We start from the raw sequence: 14450 nt of genomic DNA, 5'->3' as shown, positions 1-14450 counted from the left end.
GATGAAGTCAGCGGTGATCATGTTGATTTTGGGCACAGTGGCCTGTACCCCGACCGGGAGGGTTTCTTACACCGATGATCCGATGATCATGGATGGCAAGGCGGATGACTGGGCAGAGGGGTTTGACCGAACCGAATTTGGTGAGTTGGTTTTTGCGCTCGCCATGGATCAGTATTTCGCCTATGTGCTGGTAGAGGGGACGGGAGAGAAGACCAGGCGCATGATGTTTGATTCGGGGCTTACCCTCTGGCTCAACCCTGACGGGAGAAAGACCAAAAGTATTGGGATTCGCTACCCGGTGATCGATCGGGTTAAGCCTGATCTGTCGCCAGTTCACACCCGGTATTTTCGAGTGCCGAAACCGGGCCTGGATGATTTCGGCCTGAAGGGAGTCATTTCCAATCAAATGTTGGTCGTGCAGAAATCCCGTCTTCAGCTGGACCTGGATGTAGTGGTTGGGTTGGACAGTTTGAGTCAGCACCTGGTTTATGAATTTAAAATACCATTGAAATTTCTTGAGATGAAAAGTAAAAAAGGACTGGAGCGCCTGGCCGTAGGGTTTGAGGTGGAGGACAGGGGTCACGGAATAGGCCCAATGCTCGTCCCCGGCTATCGGCGGACAGATAAAATTGATTTTTGGCACATAGCGACGATCGAATGATCAAAAGGAGTAAAAACAGACTATCAGGAGTGTTGATGTTGGCCCTCCTGTGGGGGTGTTCGGAGACATCACTGATTGGAGATGAGTTTTTTGGAGAAGAAAATTTCCAGGTTTCCTACGTGGATTCCGTCGGTCTTCAGATGTATACCGTGAAGTTTGACTCCCTACCCACCAGTGGCACCGGCCGTCTGATGGTAGGAAGAGGATCTTATGACTATGTGGGCGACGTTACCGCAGAAACCTACTTTTTGCTCTTGCCTGCCAGTGATTACTCCATTTATGATTTGGAGGATCAGGAGCTGTTCGATTCGGTTACCCTCATCCTCTCTCCGGATGGTTACACTTATGGGCTGGATGAGGATGTCTATCGATCGATGGTGGTGGAGAGGCTAAGCGCTGACCTGGCTTACCGCAGTGATGGACAGCTCTATAATGTCTCAGAGCAGAAGGCTACAGTGGGAGACCTGTTCGAGTTGGGTAGGAAGCAGGTCAGACTTTCACTGGGCCGATTGGAGGAAATTGAAATCACGTTGAACACGGATTTTGGGGAAACTCTTTTTGAAAAAATCCGGGAAAAGGATGAAATCTACTACTCCGATTCTGAATTTCAGCAGTACCTCAATGGTTTTCGTGTGCGATTTGACAGCACAGAGCTGGCACCCTTTCTGGGGTTTGAAACCGATGGGATCAGGATGAGGCTTTATTATTCAAATCCCCATGAGCTACCGATCACGCAGAAATATTTTGAGTTTTCCATAGATGGAGCGCCTCACTATACGCGGATTGGGCAGACTAACGTTGATCCGGCTTTTGCAGACCTGAAGACCCTGGAAGATGAGGTGTCATCTAATGAGACGGGGCACGTGGGGACGGTGGTAGGAGGCCTTGGGTATGCCATCCGGGTGGATTTTCCCGGAATCAGAAACCTCCTGCTCGAAGGTGATGATTATCTCATTGCTTCTGCAGAGCTGCGCCTGTATCCTACCGGTAAAAATTCAGAAGATCAGCCTTTCCCGGAGCGCTTAAAGGCCTTTTATGTGAACGATTATAATGTGACGGTTACAGAAGACCTCACCTATGCCATCCTGCATAATGACGATGAGTTTGGCAGAGACACTTATTACACTTTGGACGTGAGCACACTGGTGGAGAATCTGCTGGAACCGCTCGTGATCAACCAATATGCGATTTTGATTACCATGGACGATGATTATCTCAATACGTCCATCAATTCATTGGTTCTTGGAGATGCATCCCTTCAAAGCGAATTAATCATATATACCATTTCAACTAAATAAAGCATGCGAACTAAATTATTAGGTTTCTTATCGGCCATTCTTTTACTCTCCATCACCAGCTGTGATGAAAGTACCGATACCACTGATTATGGCAACTGGGTGAAGCAGTCAGATTTTGAAGGGGTTACCAGGTCCGGAGCCATTAGCTTTTCCATCGGGAATTATGCCTATGTGGGACTAGGCTCGGATGGAGATGATTACCTCACAGATTTTTGGCGGTTTGACCCATCCAAAAACTTCTGGCAGAAGATGGCTTCTTTCCCGGGTGTGGGACGGTTGTCCACAGTGTCTTTCAGCCTAGACGGCAAAGGCTACATGGGCACCGGCTACAATGACGACCTGGACGAAGAAGAGCTGGATGACTTTTGGGCATATGACCCGGACACAGATACCTGGACACAAAAAGCTGATTTCCCGGGAAGCAAGCGCTATGCTGCGGTGGGATTTGCGCTGGCAGGCAATGGTTACATTGGCACAGGATACGACGGAAACTACCTGAAGGATTTCTGGAGATATGATCCCTCCAGCGACTCGTGGACCCAGGCTGTAAGCTTATACGGATCCAAAAGAGAAAGTGCGACGGCCTTTGTCATGAATGACCAGGCCTATGTAGCTACTGGCCGAAATAACGGAGTATATCTTTATGATTTCTGGAGGTTTGACCCTACTGATGAGAGCTGGACTGACCTTACACTTTATGATGAAGATGATACTTATGAGATCTATTTGAGTGCCATTAGCCGGTACAACGGGGTCTCCTTTTCGGTAGATGGCCTGGGTTATCTGGCCACGGGTATTTCAGACTCATACACGTCGAGTGTCTTTAGTTATGACCCTGAGGCCAATGAATGGGAGGATGACATCACAGCTTTCGAGGGGTCTTCCAGATCCAATGCGGTGGCATTCGTGGTGTCTAATAAAGCCTACATCGCCACTGGAAGAAACAGCAGTCAGCGTTTTGATGACATATGGTCATTTGATCCTTTGGCAGAATATGACGAATATGACTAATAAGGGCAGCTTTTTGGTGCTGCTTTTTTTTGCCTTAATGCTTCAGGTAAGGGCGCAGTCCACCACCGGTTCGGCATATAATATTTTTGGTGTTGGTACGCTCGTTGGCGAAGGAATTGGCGGATACCGCAGCATGGGCAATACCGGGATAGGTTCCAGGTCCACTTCCTATGTCAACCTGGAGAACCCTGCGGCACTCAATGCCATCTCAGGACCTACTCAGATATTTGACATAGACCTGTCGCTGAAAAATCTGCACCAATCTGCCGGGGAAGAGTCTTTTTCCACCATGCTGGGCGGACTGGAAGGGATGAATCTCTGGCTCAGAACAGGCAAAAGGTCCGCCATCACCCTGGGCGCTTCCGCTTTCAGTGATGGGCGGTATGATGTGACGGACTCCTATGTATTGTCCTCACTAATTAATAGCTATAGCGTTCGCTATCAGGGAACAGGAGGGATTACCAGGTTTTATTTGGGTGCGAGTCAGCAGGTTACCAAAAGACTTAACCTGGGGGTGAAGGGTAGCTTCTTGCTGGGCAACTTGTCTTCGTTGCAGACGGTTTCGGGCAATAGCCTTGTGAATGGCCTGGAAGTAGAACAAAACAGCGCTGTTCGAAAATTCATTGCAGAATTTGGAGGCCAGTACATCATACCCGTGGCGGAGGGTCAGCGGCTGACCATCGGTGCCACCTATCGGCCGGCATACCGGATGACGTTTGAAACTGAAAGTAAGGTGATCAGAGCGACCTTCGATAGCCTTACCACGGTGGGACAGGAGCAACTGACCTTACCGGAAAAATGGGGTTTGGGAATGGAGTATCAGTTGGGCTCATGGCGGATTTCCGCTGAATCCCAACTGGAAAAATGGGGTGTGAATGAGAGTGCCGAGAACTTTGATTACCGCGATCAGCTTTCCTTTGCGCTGGGTGCAGAATTCGTCAACAATCCCGCTTCAGTGTCCTATTTCAACAGGATCTCCTGGCGTGCAGGTTATGAGTGGAAGACTAACTACACCGTAGTGCGAAATACCAATTACACCAATGCCGCCATTTCCGTAGGTCTCAGCATGCCTGTCAACAGAGGCTTTGGCCTGCTCAATCTGGGCTATCAGTATAGTGGGATGGGTACCCAGTCCAATCAGTTGGTCTATGAGCAGACCCACACCTTCACACTCAATGTGAGTATGCGGGATGTGTGGTTCAGAAAGAAGGTTTACGACTAATTCACAGTTCCTGAGTGTAGGACTGCATGGATCGGGGGATGCCAATGGTGTTTTTGTCCAGATGGTATTCCACTTTCACGGATTGCTGGCCGGAGAAGCGCATCACGTACACTTCCAGGTGCAGGTGTGGTCCACTGGCCCAGCCAGTGGAGCCACTCAGCCCTATCGGCTGTCCGGCTTTTACTTCCTGCCCGATGGAGACCATAGCGCCTCGCTTTTTCAGGTGCGAGTAGTCCGCAATGCTGCCATCCTCATGTCGTACCAGTATGAAATTGTTAAACTGCGTGCATTCTTCTTTAGGGCACCCTTTGGAGTTGTTGTCTACGGCCTGCATCACCACTCCGTCCCGTATGGCACAGACGCTGGTGCCCTCGTCCATGTTAAAATCTACGGCGTATTGATTCATATGAGTGGGACGCTCGTTATACCCCTGTCCCACCAGGTAAGATTCCCCTTTTCGGAAAGGGAGTCGATAGACATGGTCGTCGTTGTGCACGGCAGTGACATCCCCCTGGATATAAGTGTATTTGTAGTTGTAAGAATAAGACGTGCCTTTTTCCGGGGTGAGTGAAAAGGCGTATTTGGTTTCGCCGGGAGCCACCAGCAGAACCATGGGCAGCGATTCTGAAGACTCCATGCCTTTGATGGTTCCTTCTATTTTCACACTTTGAGGCACTTCAGTGATGTTTTTGGCAAAAATCCGGATGGACTTATCCGGGAGCTGTTCATGAAATACGGTCACACCCTTTTCCTGCATGGATAGACCCATTCCAGGAAAAATAAGAAGTAAAAGAAGGTATTTGATCAAGTTGGCTATGCTTTTTGCTCTTTCAGGTTCGGGTCAGAAAACTTCCCCGAAGGCGTACGGTAAGCCTGAAAGGGAATGCCCAGTAAGTTGCCCAGGTGGTCATTTTCTTCGGGCTTCATATGGGTATCTATGCCATACTTCAGACTCCTCGTATCTTCAACGCTCGCAAAGGTGCCAAAGATGCGATCCCAGAAAGAAAAAATGTTTCCGTAGTTGGTATCGGTAAGGGGTTGGGTGAAATGGTGGTGTACTTTGTGCATGTTTGGGGTCACAAATACAAAGGAAAGCAGTTTATCTATCCGTGCCGGCATGTTGATATTGGCATGGGTGATGTGCGCAAACAAAACCGAGAGCGACTGATAGAGCATCACGATGCCCATGGGAGCGCCCACCACCATTACGGCCAGGATGGTAAATGTGATGCGAAAAACCGTTTCCCCGGGGTGGTGCCTCAGGCCCGTAGTGACATCCACGGTGGTGTCGCTGTGGTGTACCAAATGAAATTTCCACATCCATTTCACCTTATGTTCGGTCCAGTGAATGAAATAAGCACCAATCAGATCCAGGAGTAAAACACCTACAATTACCTGTAGCCAAAGGGGCATTTCCACCAGGTATAAGAGGCCGATCTGATGGGTGGTGACATAGTCAGAGGCCATGAGCAAAACCCCCGCCAGGCCAAAACCAATGACGGCTGTAGTGAAGGTAAAAAAAAGATTTAAACCGGCATGTCTTACTTTTTTGTATTGAAAAGAGAAAAGTGGCAATACACCTTCCAAAACCCAAAATATCACGATACCACCGATGAGAATCAGTGAGCGAAACCAGGTCGGTACATTTTCAAAAAAAGCGATCAGATCTTCCATTTCTTATAGGTAATTTTTGGTCGTACTCGTTACGACAATCTCAATATTTTCAATCGTTGCCCAAAATATTCTTCGATTGGTCCTCTGGTTGCTTCTTATCGGATCCATTGTGCGACTCCAGAGAATGCGGTATTTGTTTTTACGATTCTTTTTCTTTTAAATTTAGATTTTGATAATTATAAAAGGAAGAAACCACCCTTCTTTTAATTATTCAAAATTTCTAATGACATTAATTGATATATTTTGAATACTCATTTCATAGAGCAGATAACCATTTTATAATTCCTTTTTGGAAAGCCCTGGTACATGATGCCGGGGCTTTTTTGTTTGATTCAACTCCCAATCAGCGGTTTACGTATTCCATTTTGGGTGCACGGAGGCAAGAGTTATATAATCTCCCGAGATGTCGCAATTCACCCACTGGATTGTCGGATATGTACATGAACGAGCCAAACTGCCCTGGCTAGCTTTGGGTAAAGCTCGGTGAGCTTGGGTAAAGGGTTCTCCGAACTGTTTTTTTAATAAAAAAATGACACGGTGATTGAGATTTTCAAAACGGATGTGATGAGCACAGAAGATGCCTCTTTCCTGATTAGGCAGCTAAATCATCAAATGGGGTATACGGCCAATTTTGACCTTCAGGATTGCGATCACATATTAAGGGTGGTTAGTTCGGAGGGAGAGGTTGAACCTAAAACGGTTATTCGGATGTTGGAAAAGCAGGGATTTCGCGCAGAGATACTTCCGGATGTGGTGGAGCACCCTATCGAACGAATGAGATAAACCTTTAACAAAACCGACATGAAATATTTAGATACTTTCAGCAGCTTTTCCGTGAATGATTTAGGCAAGGCCAGAAAATTTTATGAGGAGATCCTGGGCCTGGATGTCCGGGACAATCCCATGGGCCTGTTGGAACTTCACATTTCTGAGAATAAAACGGTAATGGTTTACCCAAAGCCGGATCATCAGCCGGCTTCTTTCACGGTGTTCAATTTTGTGGTGGCGGATATCGAACAGGCTGTGGATGACCTGATAAGGCAGGGTGTCACCTTTGAACAATACAAGGGGGCAATAGACACGGATGCTAAAGGCATCAGTAGAAGTGAGCATGGACCCGCAATAGCCTGGTTCAAAGATCCGTCCGGGAACATTCTATCCGTGATTCAGGGCCAAGGTTGATAGCAATATTTGTTGAAAAAATTGGATTGAGACCCTTGTTGCTTTAGTTTTGGAACTCGCCTTTATGATCGACTCCATTATACCCTTAACCAATGAAATGGATTGCGATTACCCTTTTACTGTTGGTCTTTAGCCAATATGCCCTTGCACAAAGTAGCCTTCGCGACGTACGTGACAATGGCCGGTATTCAACAGTCTCGGTGGATTCTAAAACATGGATGGCCGAAAACCTTCGATTTAACAAAAACCACAGTCATTTTTACTACCTCAGTGGGAGAGAGGTGTATTATGCCGGCAGTGCCATTGCCAGTGATACCCTTTGCCCCAAAGGCTGGCGTGTCCCTACCCTGGATGAATGGCAGGCCCTGGGAAACAGTGCAAATCTCATCCGGCCCAAACCTGTTGGTTTTTTGGAATCAGGTCGTTTTTTGGGCTTTGGGAAGCAAACGGTTTACTGGACCTCAACCCTCGATGACTCCCTGAACATGCCGCTGGCAGTAGAATTAAACGCTGAAAACGGAGAAGTTAGCATCAGGCCTGCCTCCGGGTCGTTGAGGACGGCGTGCAGGTGTGTGAAAGAGTGATTTAACTTTACTTATCATAAAAAAAGCCTCCTAAACTCAATCAGGGGGCTTTTCTGTGGTCTCACCAGGAATCGAACCTGGATCTAAAGTTTAGGAAACTTCTATTCTATCCGTTGAACTATGAGACCTTAAAATTTCGGGTAGCAAAAGTAGGAAATTATTGATCTAATTCAATTCATCTGAAGGGTATTTTAAAGCCTTTGAACGCCCTTTTAAGCGGTTTCTGTTCCTCCTTCCATCAAACAATACCGGGTTTGCGTGGTTGAGGGGGTAAAAGAGAGGAAAATGGAAATAGCCGAAAATGAACTGCTTTTCATCTATGACTCCAATGATCTTCAGGATAGGGAAGCCCTCGCCTACGCGCAAAGTCTGAAAAATTATCAGGTGAAAACCCTCGACGTAAGAGCGCATACCTTTACCGAGTGGCAGCTGCAGGAGATTTTGGAGCGACTGGAAGTGGAGCCTGAGGATTTAATCAACCGACGATCAGCGGTTTACCTGAAGGAGTATGTGGGCGTGGAGTTGGACAGGGAGGATACCCTGAAAGCCATCCGAAAACATACGGATTTGATCAAAACGCCAGTGGTGATCTATCACGACAGTGCGAGACTGATTGGTTCCTCCTATGAATTGATCAAAAAAGACATGAGTTAAGAGACATCTCCAGGCACAAATTTGGATGCCCATCGTTTGAAAAATAAAGATGTTTTGCATCTTTAGCGCATGAGAAAATTTTTGAGGGTGGTTGGCTATTTCATTGCCATTTTTTTCATCCTGAATATTCTGATTCAAACCATCAAGAAGACCGACGCAGGGGAAAGATGTTCTGATGGGTTTGATATAATCAATACCGGAAACGATCGTTTGCATACCCGCGGTTGGAATTTCGTAGATCAATCCAGAAGTTTTTGTGGAGCCTATCATTCGAGAGGAGCCGTCAGTGACCGGTTGGCTAAAAAACGATTGGCGATGAACCTTCGCGGGGATAACTATCTGGAATTTTGGTCGGAGGTTTATTCCAACCTGGTGACTGACAGTAAGCCGGACATCAGTTTTTTGGTAGATTCATTGGCTACCATTGCAGATCGCAATGACCTCACCAGGCTTGAGCTGGCGGAGTTGATTGTGAGTTTCGTTCAGGACATTCCCTATAGTTTCGTGGTGCCGGAAGATTGTAAGGAAATCCAAACGGATGGGCGGCCCTGTATGGGAAGCGTGGCATTGGGAATTTTATCACCTTATGAGTTTATACATTCCCTTTATGGAGACTGTGACACCCGGGCTGTCCTCATCTATACCATGCTCGAAGAATTGGATTTTGATCCGATGATTGTGGTAAGTAATGAATATGCCCATGCAATGCTTGCGCTGAAAGCCCCCGCTACCGGTGATTACCTGCTGCACCAGGGGGAAAAATACTACTTTTGGGAAACTACCGCTAAGGGGTGGCCGCTGGGGATGCTGCCTCCCAATACAAGCAATGTAAACTACTGGAAAACTGCACTCGCTCATGAACTATAGCATCGCCATACTTGGACTGATTGAAATTTTTTCTGCCATTACCATTGGTGTGTTTATTCTGGTCCTCACCTTCAAGCTCTTGCAGTGGGTAGGTCGAAAATATTACGGCATTGAGGCTTTCAATGTGGCCTACAGCATTTTTATGGCGTCTATTATCTTGTCGGTAGGCATCATGGTGAGTGGGATTATCCAACCGCTGATGTCTTCTTTCAGGCTGCTGGACAAGCAAAGTGAGAGCTTCATCCTGGCATTGAAGTATATCGGTATTGGGGGGATTTATATTGCCATTGCTTACACGGCAGCTATTTCCATTGGGCTGCTCAGTACCTTTTTGTATAGTAAGCTCACACCCATCGATGAGTTTAAGGAGATTAGGGAAAATAACATTGGGGTAGCCCTGGTTATTGGTAGTATACTGATCACGCTTACACTTTTCACCAGAGATGGAGTGATGATGCTCATAGAAGCGATAGTGCCTTACCCGGCTTTGCCTCCGATGGGCAGCTTTTAGTAATAGTTTTTCCCCACCTCACTATAAGGGATGTCTCCATCGTAAGTTCCTGTGGCGTGGACATACATCAGTTCCTGACTGGCACCGATTTCTGAGGTATAGTAGCCATAAATAGTCATACTCTTGAGCAGCGAGAAAAAAGAGCCACCTTTCGCTGTTTGGCTTTCTGATTCCAATTGCTGGAGTAGTTTGATCTGATCCTCCTGTGATAGTTTCAGAAAGGTCTGACCAAACTGTTTTTGACTCAGAATGTCGATGGTCTCCAGGCCGGAAACAAAGCCTTCTTTTTCAGGAGCATCACTGACCATGCTAAGTACCCGGTCAATGTACTGGTTGACACCAGCGGCTTTTGCTCCTGGGGTGTCTGTAGTGGGGATAATCAGTTCAACCAATTCCTGAAGCAGCGCATCTTCCTCAGCAGAAAAGGTCAGGGCTTTGTACGAGAGTTGCTTTTTCGATTCACAACTACCAAGTGCCGCAATGAGCGATGCGGAGAGGCTGATGCCAGCGGCACTCAGTGACATATTGATCAATGCTTTTCGTCTGTCCATGGCTATAGATTTCCGGATTTTAATTGTTTCACAGCAAAATCAGCAGCCCGCGCTGTGAGTGCCATGTAGGTAATGGACGGATTTTGACATGGCGAAGAGGTCATGCATGCTCCGTCAGTCACAAAAAGATTGGGTACCTCATGTGCCTGATTATTGCCATTGAGGAAAGAGGTCTCAGGGTCCCTTCCCATTCGGGCAGTGCCCATTTCGTGTATGCCAAATCCTGGCACGGCCCCGGCTGCATTGTCTTCAGCCGTGATGTTGGTACACCCTACATTTTCGAGCATCTCTGCCATGGAGTCCAGGCAATCCTGCCGCATTCTTTTTTCATTGTCCTTGATTTCCGCATTGAAAACCATCTTCGGGATGCCAAACTCATCTGTTTCGGTGGGGTGAAGGCGGGCATGATTGTCGTAGTAAGGCAGGGTTTCACCAAATCCCCACATCCCTACCCTCCATTCTCCGGCTTCTTTTACTTTGTTTTTGAAATCCACACCAAAACCCTCCATACCAAAGGCTTGTGACCACCCTTCACGATAGGCTGATCCTTCAAAGCCGTAGCCTCTTGAGAAACCGGGCATATCTGAGTCTCCACCAATGTTTCTATACCGTGGGATATAGAAGCCGATGGGGCGGTTGCCACGGGTGGTCCTGTCCAGAAAGCCGGGGACGGTAGCGTTGACATCCATGCCCAGGTGGTGATCCATCAGGTAATGTCCCAGCACGCCGCTGGTATTGCCAATGCCGTCTGGAAATTCTTCCGATTTAGAATTGAGCAGGATCTGGGTGGAAGCCATAGCCGAGGCACACACAAAGACCACTTTGGCCTTAAACTCTATCGTTTCTTTCGTCTCACTGTCAACGATCCGCACCCCTGATGCTTTGCGGGTTTCAGGGTCATAAATGATGCTGTGAACCACACTGAAGGGGCGGATGGTAAGGTTGCCAGTGGCCGCTGCGGCAGGCAAAGTAGAAGACAGGGAGCTGAAATAAGATCCCGTGCTACAGCCGCGCCAGCATGGGCCACAGTAGTGACAGGGTGCCCGCTCGCCAATGGGCTCTGTCAAGACAGCTGCTCTGGCGATGGTGAGGTATCTTTCTGGGTAAAGCTCACGGATGCGCTTTCGCAGATGTTTTTCTACCACATTGAGCTCCATGGGCTTTTGGAAGTTGCCATCGGGGAGATGATCAAGGCCCAGTTTTTCACCGGAAATCCCTGCGAATTGCTCCACATAGTCATACCACTGAGCAATGTCCTTATATCGGATGGGCCAGTCCACGCCCACACCCTCTTTCAGGTTGGCTTCAAAATCCAGATCAGAAATGCGGAAAGTATACCGCCCCCAGGTAATGGACTTACCACCCACCTGATAGCCCCGGGCCCATACAAAAGGTTTTTCTTCTACATAGGGGCTCTCTGAGTCCTTTGAAAAGAAATGCAGGGCGGTTTTATCCAGGTAGCCGATCCTTACCGCCTGTGAGTATTCCTTTTTTTCTTCTTTGGTGAGCTGCCCCCTCAGGTCAAATTCCCAGGGAGCTTTATGTTCTGTGATATAGTCTTTCCGATGTTCTACCGGGCGGCCCCTTTCGAGCACCAGGGTTTTCAGTCCTTTTTCGGTAAGCTCTTTGGCGGCCCAGCCGCCGGAGACACCAGAGCCAATAACGATGGCATCATAGGTGGCCGCCTGTTCTCCAATCTGAAAAGTAGTGTTAATGGGCATGTTGCTGAGGTTTCAGATACCCATTTTAAACATAATTTGTCAGAATCTGAAATGCTCAGAGGCCCCAACAGTTTGAAAATACCGCCATCCGCCCTAAAATCAGAAAGTTTCCGGTTCCAGGTAATTGGGGTAAATCTTGATGTGCTCTTTCTTTACCTCTTTGGCCAGGAGCTCCCGCAGCTCAGTCAGGTGATATTTTGTTTTGGCAGAGACAAACATCGATTGGTCATTGGCTCCATTCTCATTCAAATGAAGCTCTGCAATGTCCTCCACCTTATCTACTTTATTGTAGATTTTAATGGTTTTGATATCGGCTGCACCAATCTCCTCCAGGGTTTTTTCCACCACCTGGATATGGTCTTCGTATGCCGGATTAGACACATCGATGACATGGAGCAGGAAGTCGGCCTCCTTTACCTCTTCCAGGGTAGACTTAAACGACTCAATCAGGTTGTGGGGTAGTTTGCGAATGAACCCTACGGTATCAGACAGTAAAAAGGGAATCTGATTAATCACCACCTTGCGCACGGTGGAGTCCACCGTAGCGAATAGTTCGTCCTTGGCGTACACCTGCTCCTTGCTGATGAGGTTCATCAGGGAGGATTTTCCCGCGTTGGTATAACCCACCAGCGCCACACGCACGATTCCATCCCGCGATTTTCTCCTTGTGGCAGCCTGAGTCTCTATTTTGTCCAACTTCTTTCGCAGGACATTGATCTGATTTCGGATGTTTCTTCTATCCGTTTCTATCTCTTTTTCTCCGGCTCCACCTCGTGTGCCGGTGCCCCCTCTCTGGCGTTCCAGGTGAGTCCACATGCGGGTAAGGCGTGGCAACAGGTACTGATATCGGGCCAATTCTACCTGGGTCTTTGCCTGGGTTGTTTGGGCTCTTTTTAGGAAAATATCAAGAATGAGCAAGCTTCGGTCATAAATCTTTACTTTTAACTCTTTCTCAAGATTCCGCAATTGTGAAGGCGTGAGGTCATCATCAAAGATGACATTGCCAATATTCTTTGCCTTGACAAACTCCTTGATTTCCTCCAGTTTTCCTTTGCCCACAAAAGTCTTGGTGTCCGGGCGCTCCAGTTTTTGAGCGTAGGTTTTTTCTACTTTGATGTCCAGCGTTTGTACCAGAAATTCCAGCTCTTCAAGAAACTCAAGTGTCTTATCGTCAGCCTGAAATTTCGGGGTGACAGCTACCAGTACGCCGTATTCTTGTTCTTTTTTAGTTTCTATCATAAAAATTCCCTGATATTGTGCTTCACTACATATATTGTTATCAGGAAGTTCAAAATTAACTAAAATCAGGAGGCTGCTCAGTATCATCCATGAAAATTGCGATTATCATTAACACCAGCTGGAATATTTATAATTTTCGCAGGGGTCTTGTGAGGTACTTTCTTGACCGTGGTGACGAGGTGATAACCATAGCTCCTGAGGATGCCTACTCGGCAAAGCTTGAGGAGATTGGGTGCAGGTTTATCCACATGCCCATGTCTGCCAGTGGAATGAACCCGGTCACTGATTTTGTCCTGCTCCTGAAATTAAGGAACCTGTTGAAGGCGGAAAGGCCTGATGTGGTACTGACGTACACCATCAAACCCAATATCTACGGGTCATTGGCGGCCGGATGGCTCCGGATACCGTGTATTTGCAATGTGAGCGGATTGGGAACCACCTTCCTATGGAAAGGCTGGGTAAAGAAAATGGCCACGACGCTTTATTCATTTGCTTTTCGGTTCAATCGCTGGGTGTTTTTCCAGAATGCTGATGATCGGGATGAGTTTGGCCGGTTTGTGAAAATTGACATGAGCAAAACAAGTCTTCTTCCGGGCTCGGGAGTGGATATTGATTATTTCAAGCCAGGGCCGGCACCAGAGCATTCTGTTCCTGTTTTTTTAATGATCAGCCGACTTTTGGTGGAGAAAGGCATTTACGATTTTATTGAGGCCATCAGGATTGTGAAAAAGAAGGGGAGGAAGGCCCGGTTTCGGTTGATCGGTGGGCTGGATGAGGAGCATTCCCGGACAGTCTCCAAAAGGGAGTTGGAGGCGTGGATAGGTGACGGGCTGATCACCTATCAGGAACATGTTGAAGATGTGAGGTCGGACATTGCACGGGCCGATGTGGTGGTCTTGCCCTCTTACAGGGAGGGTACACCGCGTACCCTGCTGGAAGCCGGTGCCATGGGTAAGCCATTGATAGCCACCGATGTGCCCGGGTGCAATCATGTGCTCATCGATGGATATAATGGATTTCTCTGCAAGGTCAGAAACCCCAAGGACCTGGCTGCTAAGATGGGATTGTTTCTTGCGCTCAGTGAAGAGGAGCGATTGCAGATGGCGCAAAATGCCCGTCAGAGCATTGTGGAGCGGTTTGATGAGCGACTTGTGATCGCTAGGTATGGGGATAAGATAGATGAATTGGTATCGGGCTTATAATAGACAGTATCACGGCTATTTTTAGGTTTTGGCTTATCTTCGCCATCAAACTCAGTTGTTCTATATGATTTCT

The 14450-nt window shown here is 47.6% G+C and carries 16 protein-coding genes and 1 tRNA gene; 11 read left to right on the top strand and 6 right to left on the bottom strand.

Annotated features, from left to right (window positions below; all coding sequences use genetic code 11):
* Position 1 precedes the first annotated feature (1 nt).
* Genes RIH33_RS14990 through RIH33_RS14975 form a run of 4 tightly spaced genes read left to right on the top strand, consistent with a single transcriptional unit; the run spans position 2 to position 4192 of the window.
* Positions 2-661: a hypothetical protein gene (locus RIH33_RS14990; RefSeq protein WP_406652413.1), complete on the top strand. Its 660-nt coding sequence runs from the start codon at positions 2-4 to the stop codon at positions 659-661.
* Positions 658-1959 (top strand): DUF4270 family protein, encoded by a 1302-nt coding sequence (locus tag RIH33_RS14985; protein ID WP_406652411.1) that lies wholly within the window; start codon positions 658-660, stop codon positions 1957-1959. Before RIH33_RS14990 ends, RIH33_RS14985 begins: the two co-directional genes overlap by 4 nt.
* Before the next feature lie 3 nt (positions 1960-1962).
* Complete coding sequence (locus RIH33_RS14980; RefSeq protein ID WP_406652410.1) at positions 1963-2970, top strand: Kelch repeat-containing protein; 1008 nt, start codon at positions 1963-1965, stop codon at positions 2968-2970.
* Complete coding sequence (locus RIH33_RS14975) at positions 2963-4192, top strand: hypothetical protein (protein WP_406652408.1); 1230 nt, start codon at positions 2963-2965, stop codon at positions 4190-4192. The genes RIH33_RS14980 and RIH33_RS14975 overlap by 8 nt, the downstream gene beginning before the upstream one ends.
* Before the next feature lies 1 nt (position 4193).
* On the opposite strand, the gene RIH33_RS14970 is transcribed toward RIH33_RS14975, so the two are convergent.
* Positions 4194-4961 (bottom strand): M23 family metallopeptidase, encoded by a 768-nt coding sequence (locus RIH33_RS14970; RefSeq protein ID WP_406652406.1) that lies wholly within the window; start codon positions 4959-4961, stop codon positions 4194-4196.
* A 44-nt stretch (positions 4962-5005) separates the two neighbouring features.
* A complete protein-coding gene (locus RIH33_RS14965) occupies positions 5006-5866 on the bottom strand; it encodes a sterol desaturase family protein (protein ID WP_406652404.1) in 861 nt (286 codons plus the stop codon).
* Positions 5867-6403: 537 nt separating this feature from the next.
* Between RIH33_RS14965 and RIH33_RS14960 the strand changes: the two genes are divergently transcribed.
* The 3 genes from RIH33_RS14960 to RIH33_RS14950 all read left to right on the top strand — a co-directional run bounded on the left by RIH33_RS14960 (position 6404) and on the right by RIH33_RS14950 (position 7632).
* Positions 6404-6649 (top strand): hypothetical protein, encoded by a 246-nt coding sequence (locus RIH33_RS14960; protein WP_406652403.1) that lies wholly within the window; start codon positions 6404-6406, stop codon positions 6647-6649.
* A gap of 18 nt (positions 6650-6667) precedes the next feature.
* Positions 6668-7048: a VOC family protein gene (locus RIH33_RS14955; protein ID WP_406652401.1), complete on the top strand. Its 381-nt coding sequence runs from the start codon at positions 6668-6670 to the stop codon at positions 7046-7048.
* Between the two features lie 92 nt (positions 7049-7140).
* A complete protein-coding gene (locus RIH33_RS14950) occupies positions 7141-7632 on the top strand; it encodes an FISUMP domain-containing protein (RefSeq protein WP_406652399.1) in 492 nt (163 codons plus the stop codon).
* A 56-nt stretch (positions 7633-7688) separates the two neighbouring features.
* Here RIH33_RS14950 and RIH33_RS14945 read toward each other — a convergent pair.
* Positions 7689-7760, bottom strand: a tRNA-Arg gene (locus RIH33_RS14945).
* A 157-nt stretch (positions 7761-7917) separates the two neighbouring features.
* On the opposite strand from RIH33_RS14945, the gene RIH33_RS14940 reads away from it, so the two are divergent.
* The 3 genes from RIH33_RS14940 to RIH33_RS14930 all read left to right on the top strand — a co-directional run bounded on the left by RIH33_RS14940 (position 7918) and on the right by RIH33_RS14930 (position 9664).
* Positions 7918-8286, top strand: coding sequence for an arsenate reductase family protein (locus tag RIH33_RS14940; protein ID WP_406652397.1), 369 nt, complete (start codon positions 7918-7920; stop codon positions 8284-8286).
* A 69-nt stretch (positions 8287-8355) separates the two neighbouring features.
* The gene (locus tag RIH33_RS14935) at positions 8356-9153 is read left to right on the top strand and encodes a hypothetical protein (protein WP_406652395.1); all 798 of its coding nucleotides are present in this window, start codon (positions 8356-8358) and stop codon (positions 9151-9153) included.
* Positions 9143-9664, top strand: a complete 522-nt coding sequence (locus tag RIH33_RS14930) for a DUF350 domain-containing protein (RefSeq protein WP_406652394.1) — start codon at positions 9143-9145, stop codon at positions 9662-9664. Before RIH33_RS14935 ends, RIH33_RS14930 begins: the two co-directional genes overlap by 11 nt.
* Here the strand turns inward: RIH33_RS14930 and RIH33_RS14925 are convergent.
* From RIH33_RS14925 to hflX, 3 genes are all read right to left on the bottom strand, one after another.
* Positions 9661-10215: a gluconate 2-dehydrogenase subunit 3 family protein gene (locus tag RIH33_RS14925; protein ID WP_406652392.1), complete on the bottom strand. Its 555-nt coding sequence runs from the start codon at positions 10213-10215 to the stop codon at positions 9661-9663. The two genes, RIH33_RS14930 and RIH33_RS14925, sit on opposite strands and share 4 nt — an antisense overlap.
* Positions 10216-10217: 2 nt before the next feature.
* Positions 10218-11936, bottom strand: a complete 1719-nt coding sequence (locus RIH33_RS14920; protein WP_406652390.1) for a GMC oxidoreductase — start codon at positions 11934-11936, stop codon at positions 10218-10220.
* A gap of 99 nt (positions 11937-12035) precedes the next feature.
* Positions 12036-13175, bottom strand: coding sequence for a GTPase HflX (gene hflX, locus RIH33_RS14915; protein ID WP_406652388.1), 1140 nt, complete (start codon positions 13173-13175; stop codon positions 12036-12038).
* A gap of 89 nt (positions 13176-13264) precedes the next feature.
* On the opposite strand from hflX, the gene RIH33_RS14910 reads away from it, so the two are divergent.
* Positions 13265-14377 carry a glycosyltransferase family 4 protein gene (locus RIH33_RS14910; protein WP_406652387.1) on the top strand — a complete coding sequence of 371 codons (1113 nt, stop codon included), beginning with the start codon at positions 13265-13267 and terminating at the stop codon, positions 14375-14377.
* The last annotated feature ends 73 nt before the right edge of the window (positions 14378-14450 follow it).

The organism is Marinoscillum sp. (genome assembly GCF_040222955.1).
GTDB lineage: Bacteria > Bacteroidota > Bacteroidia > Cytophagales > Cyclobacteriaceae > Marinoscillum.
Note: the sequence above shows the minus strand (reverse complement) of the source record. Positions and strands in the feature narration are given on the sequence as shown.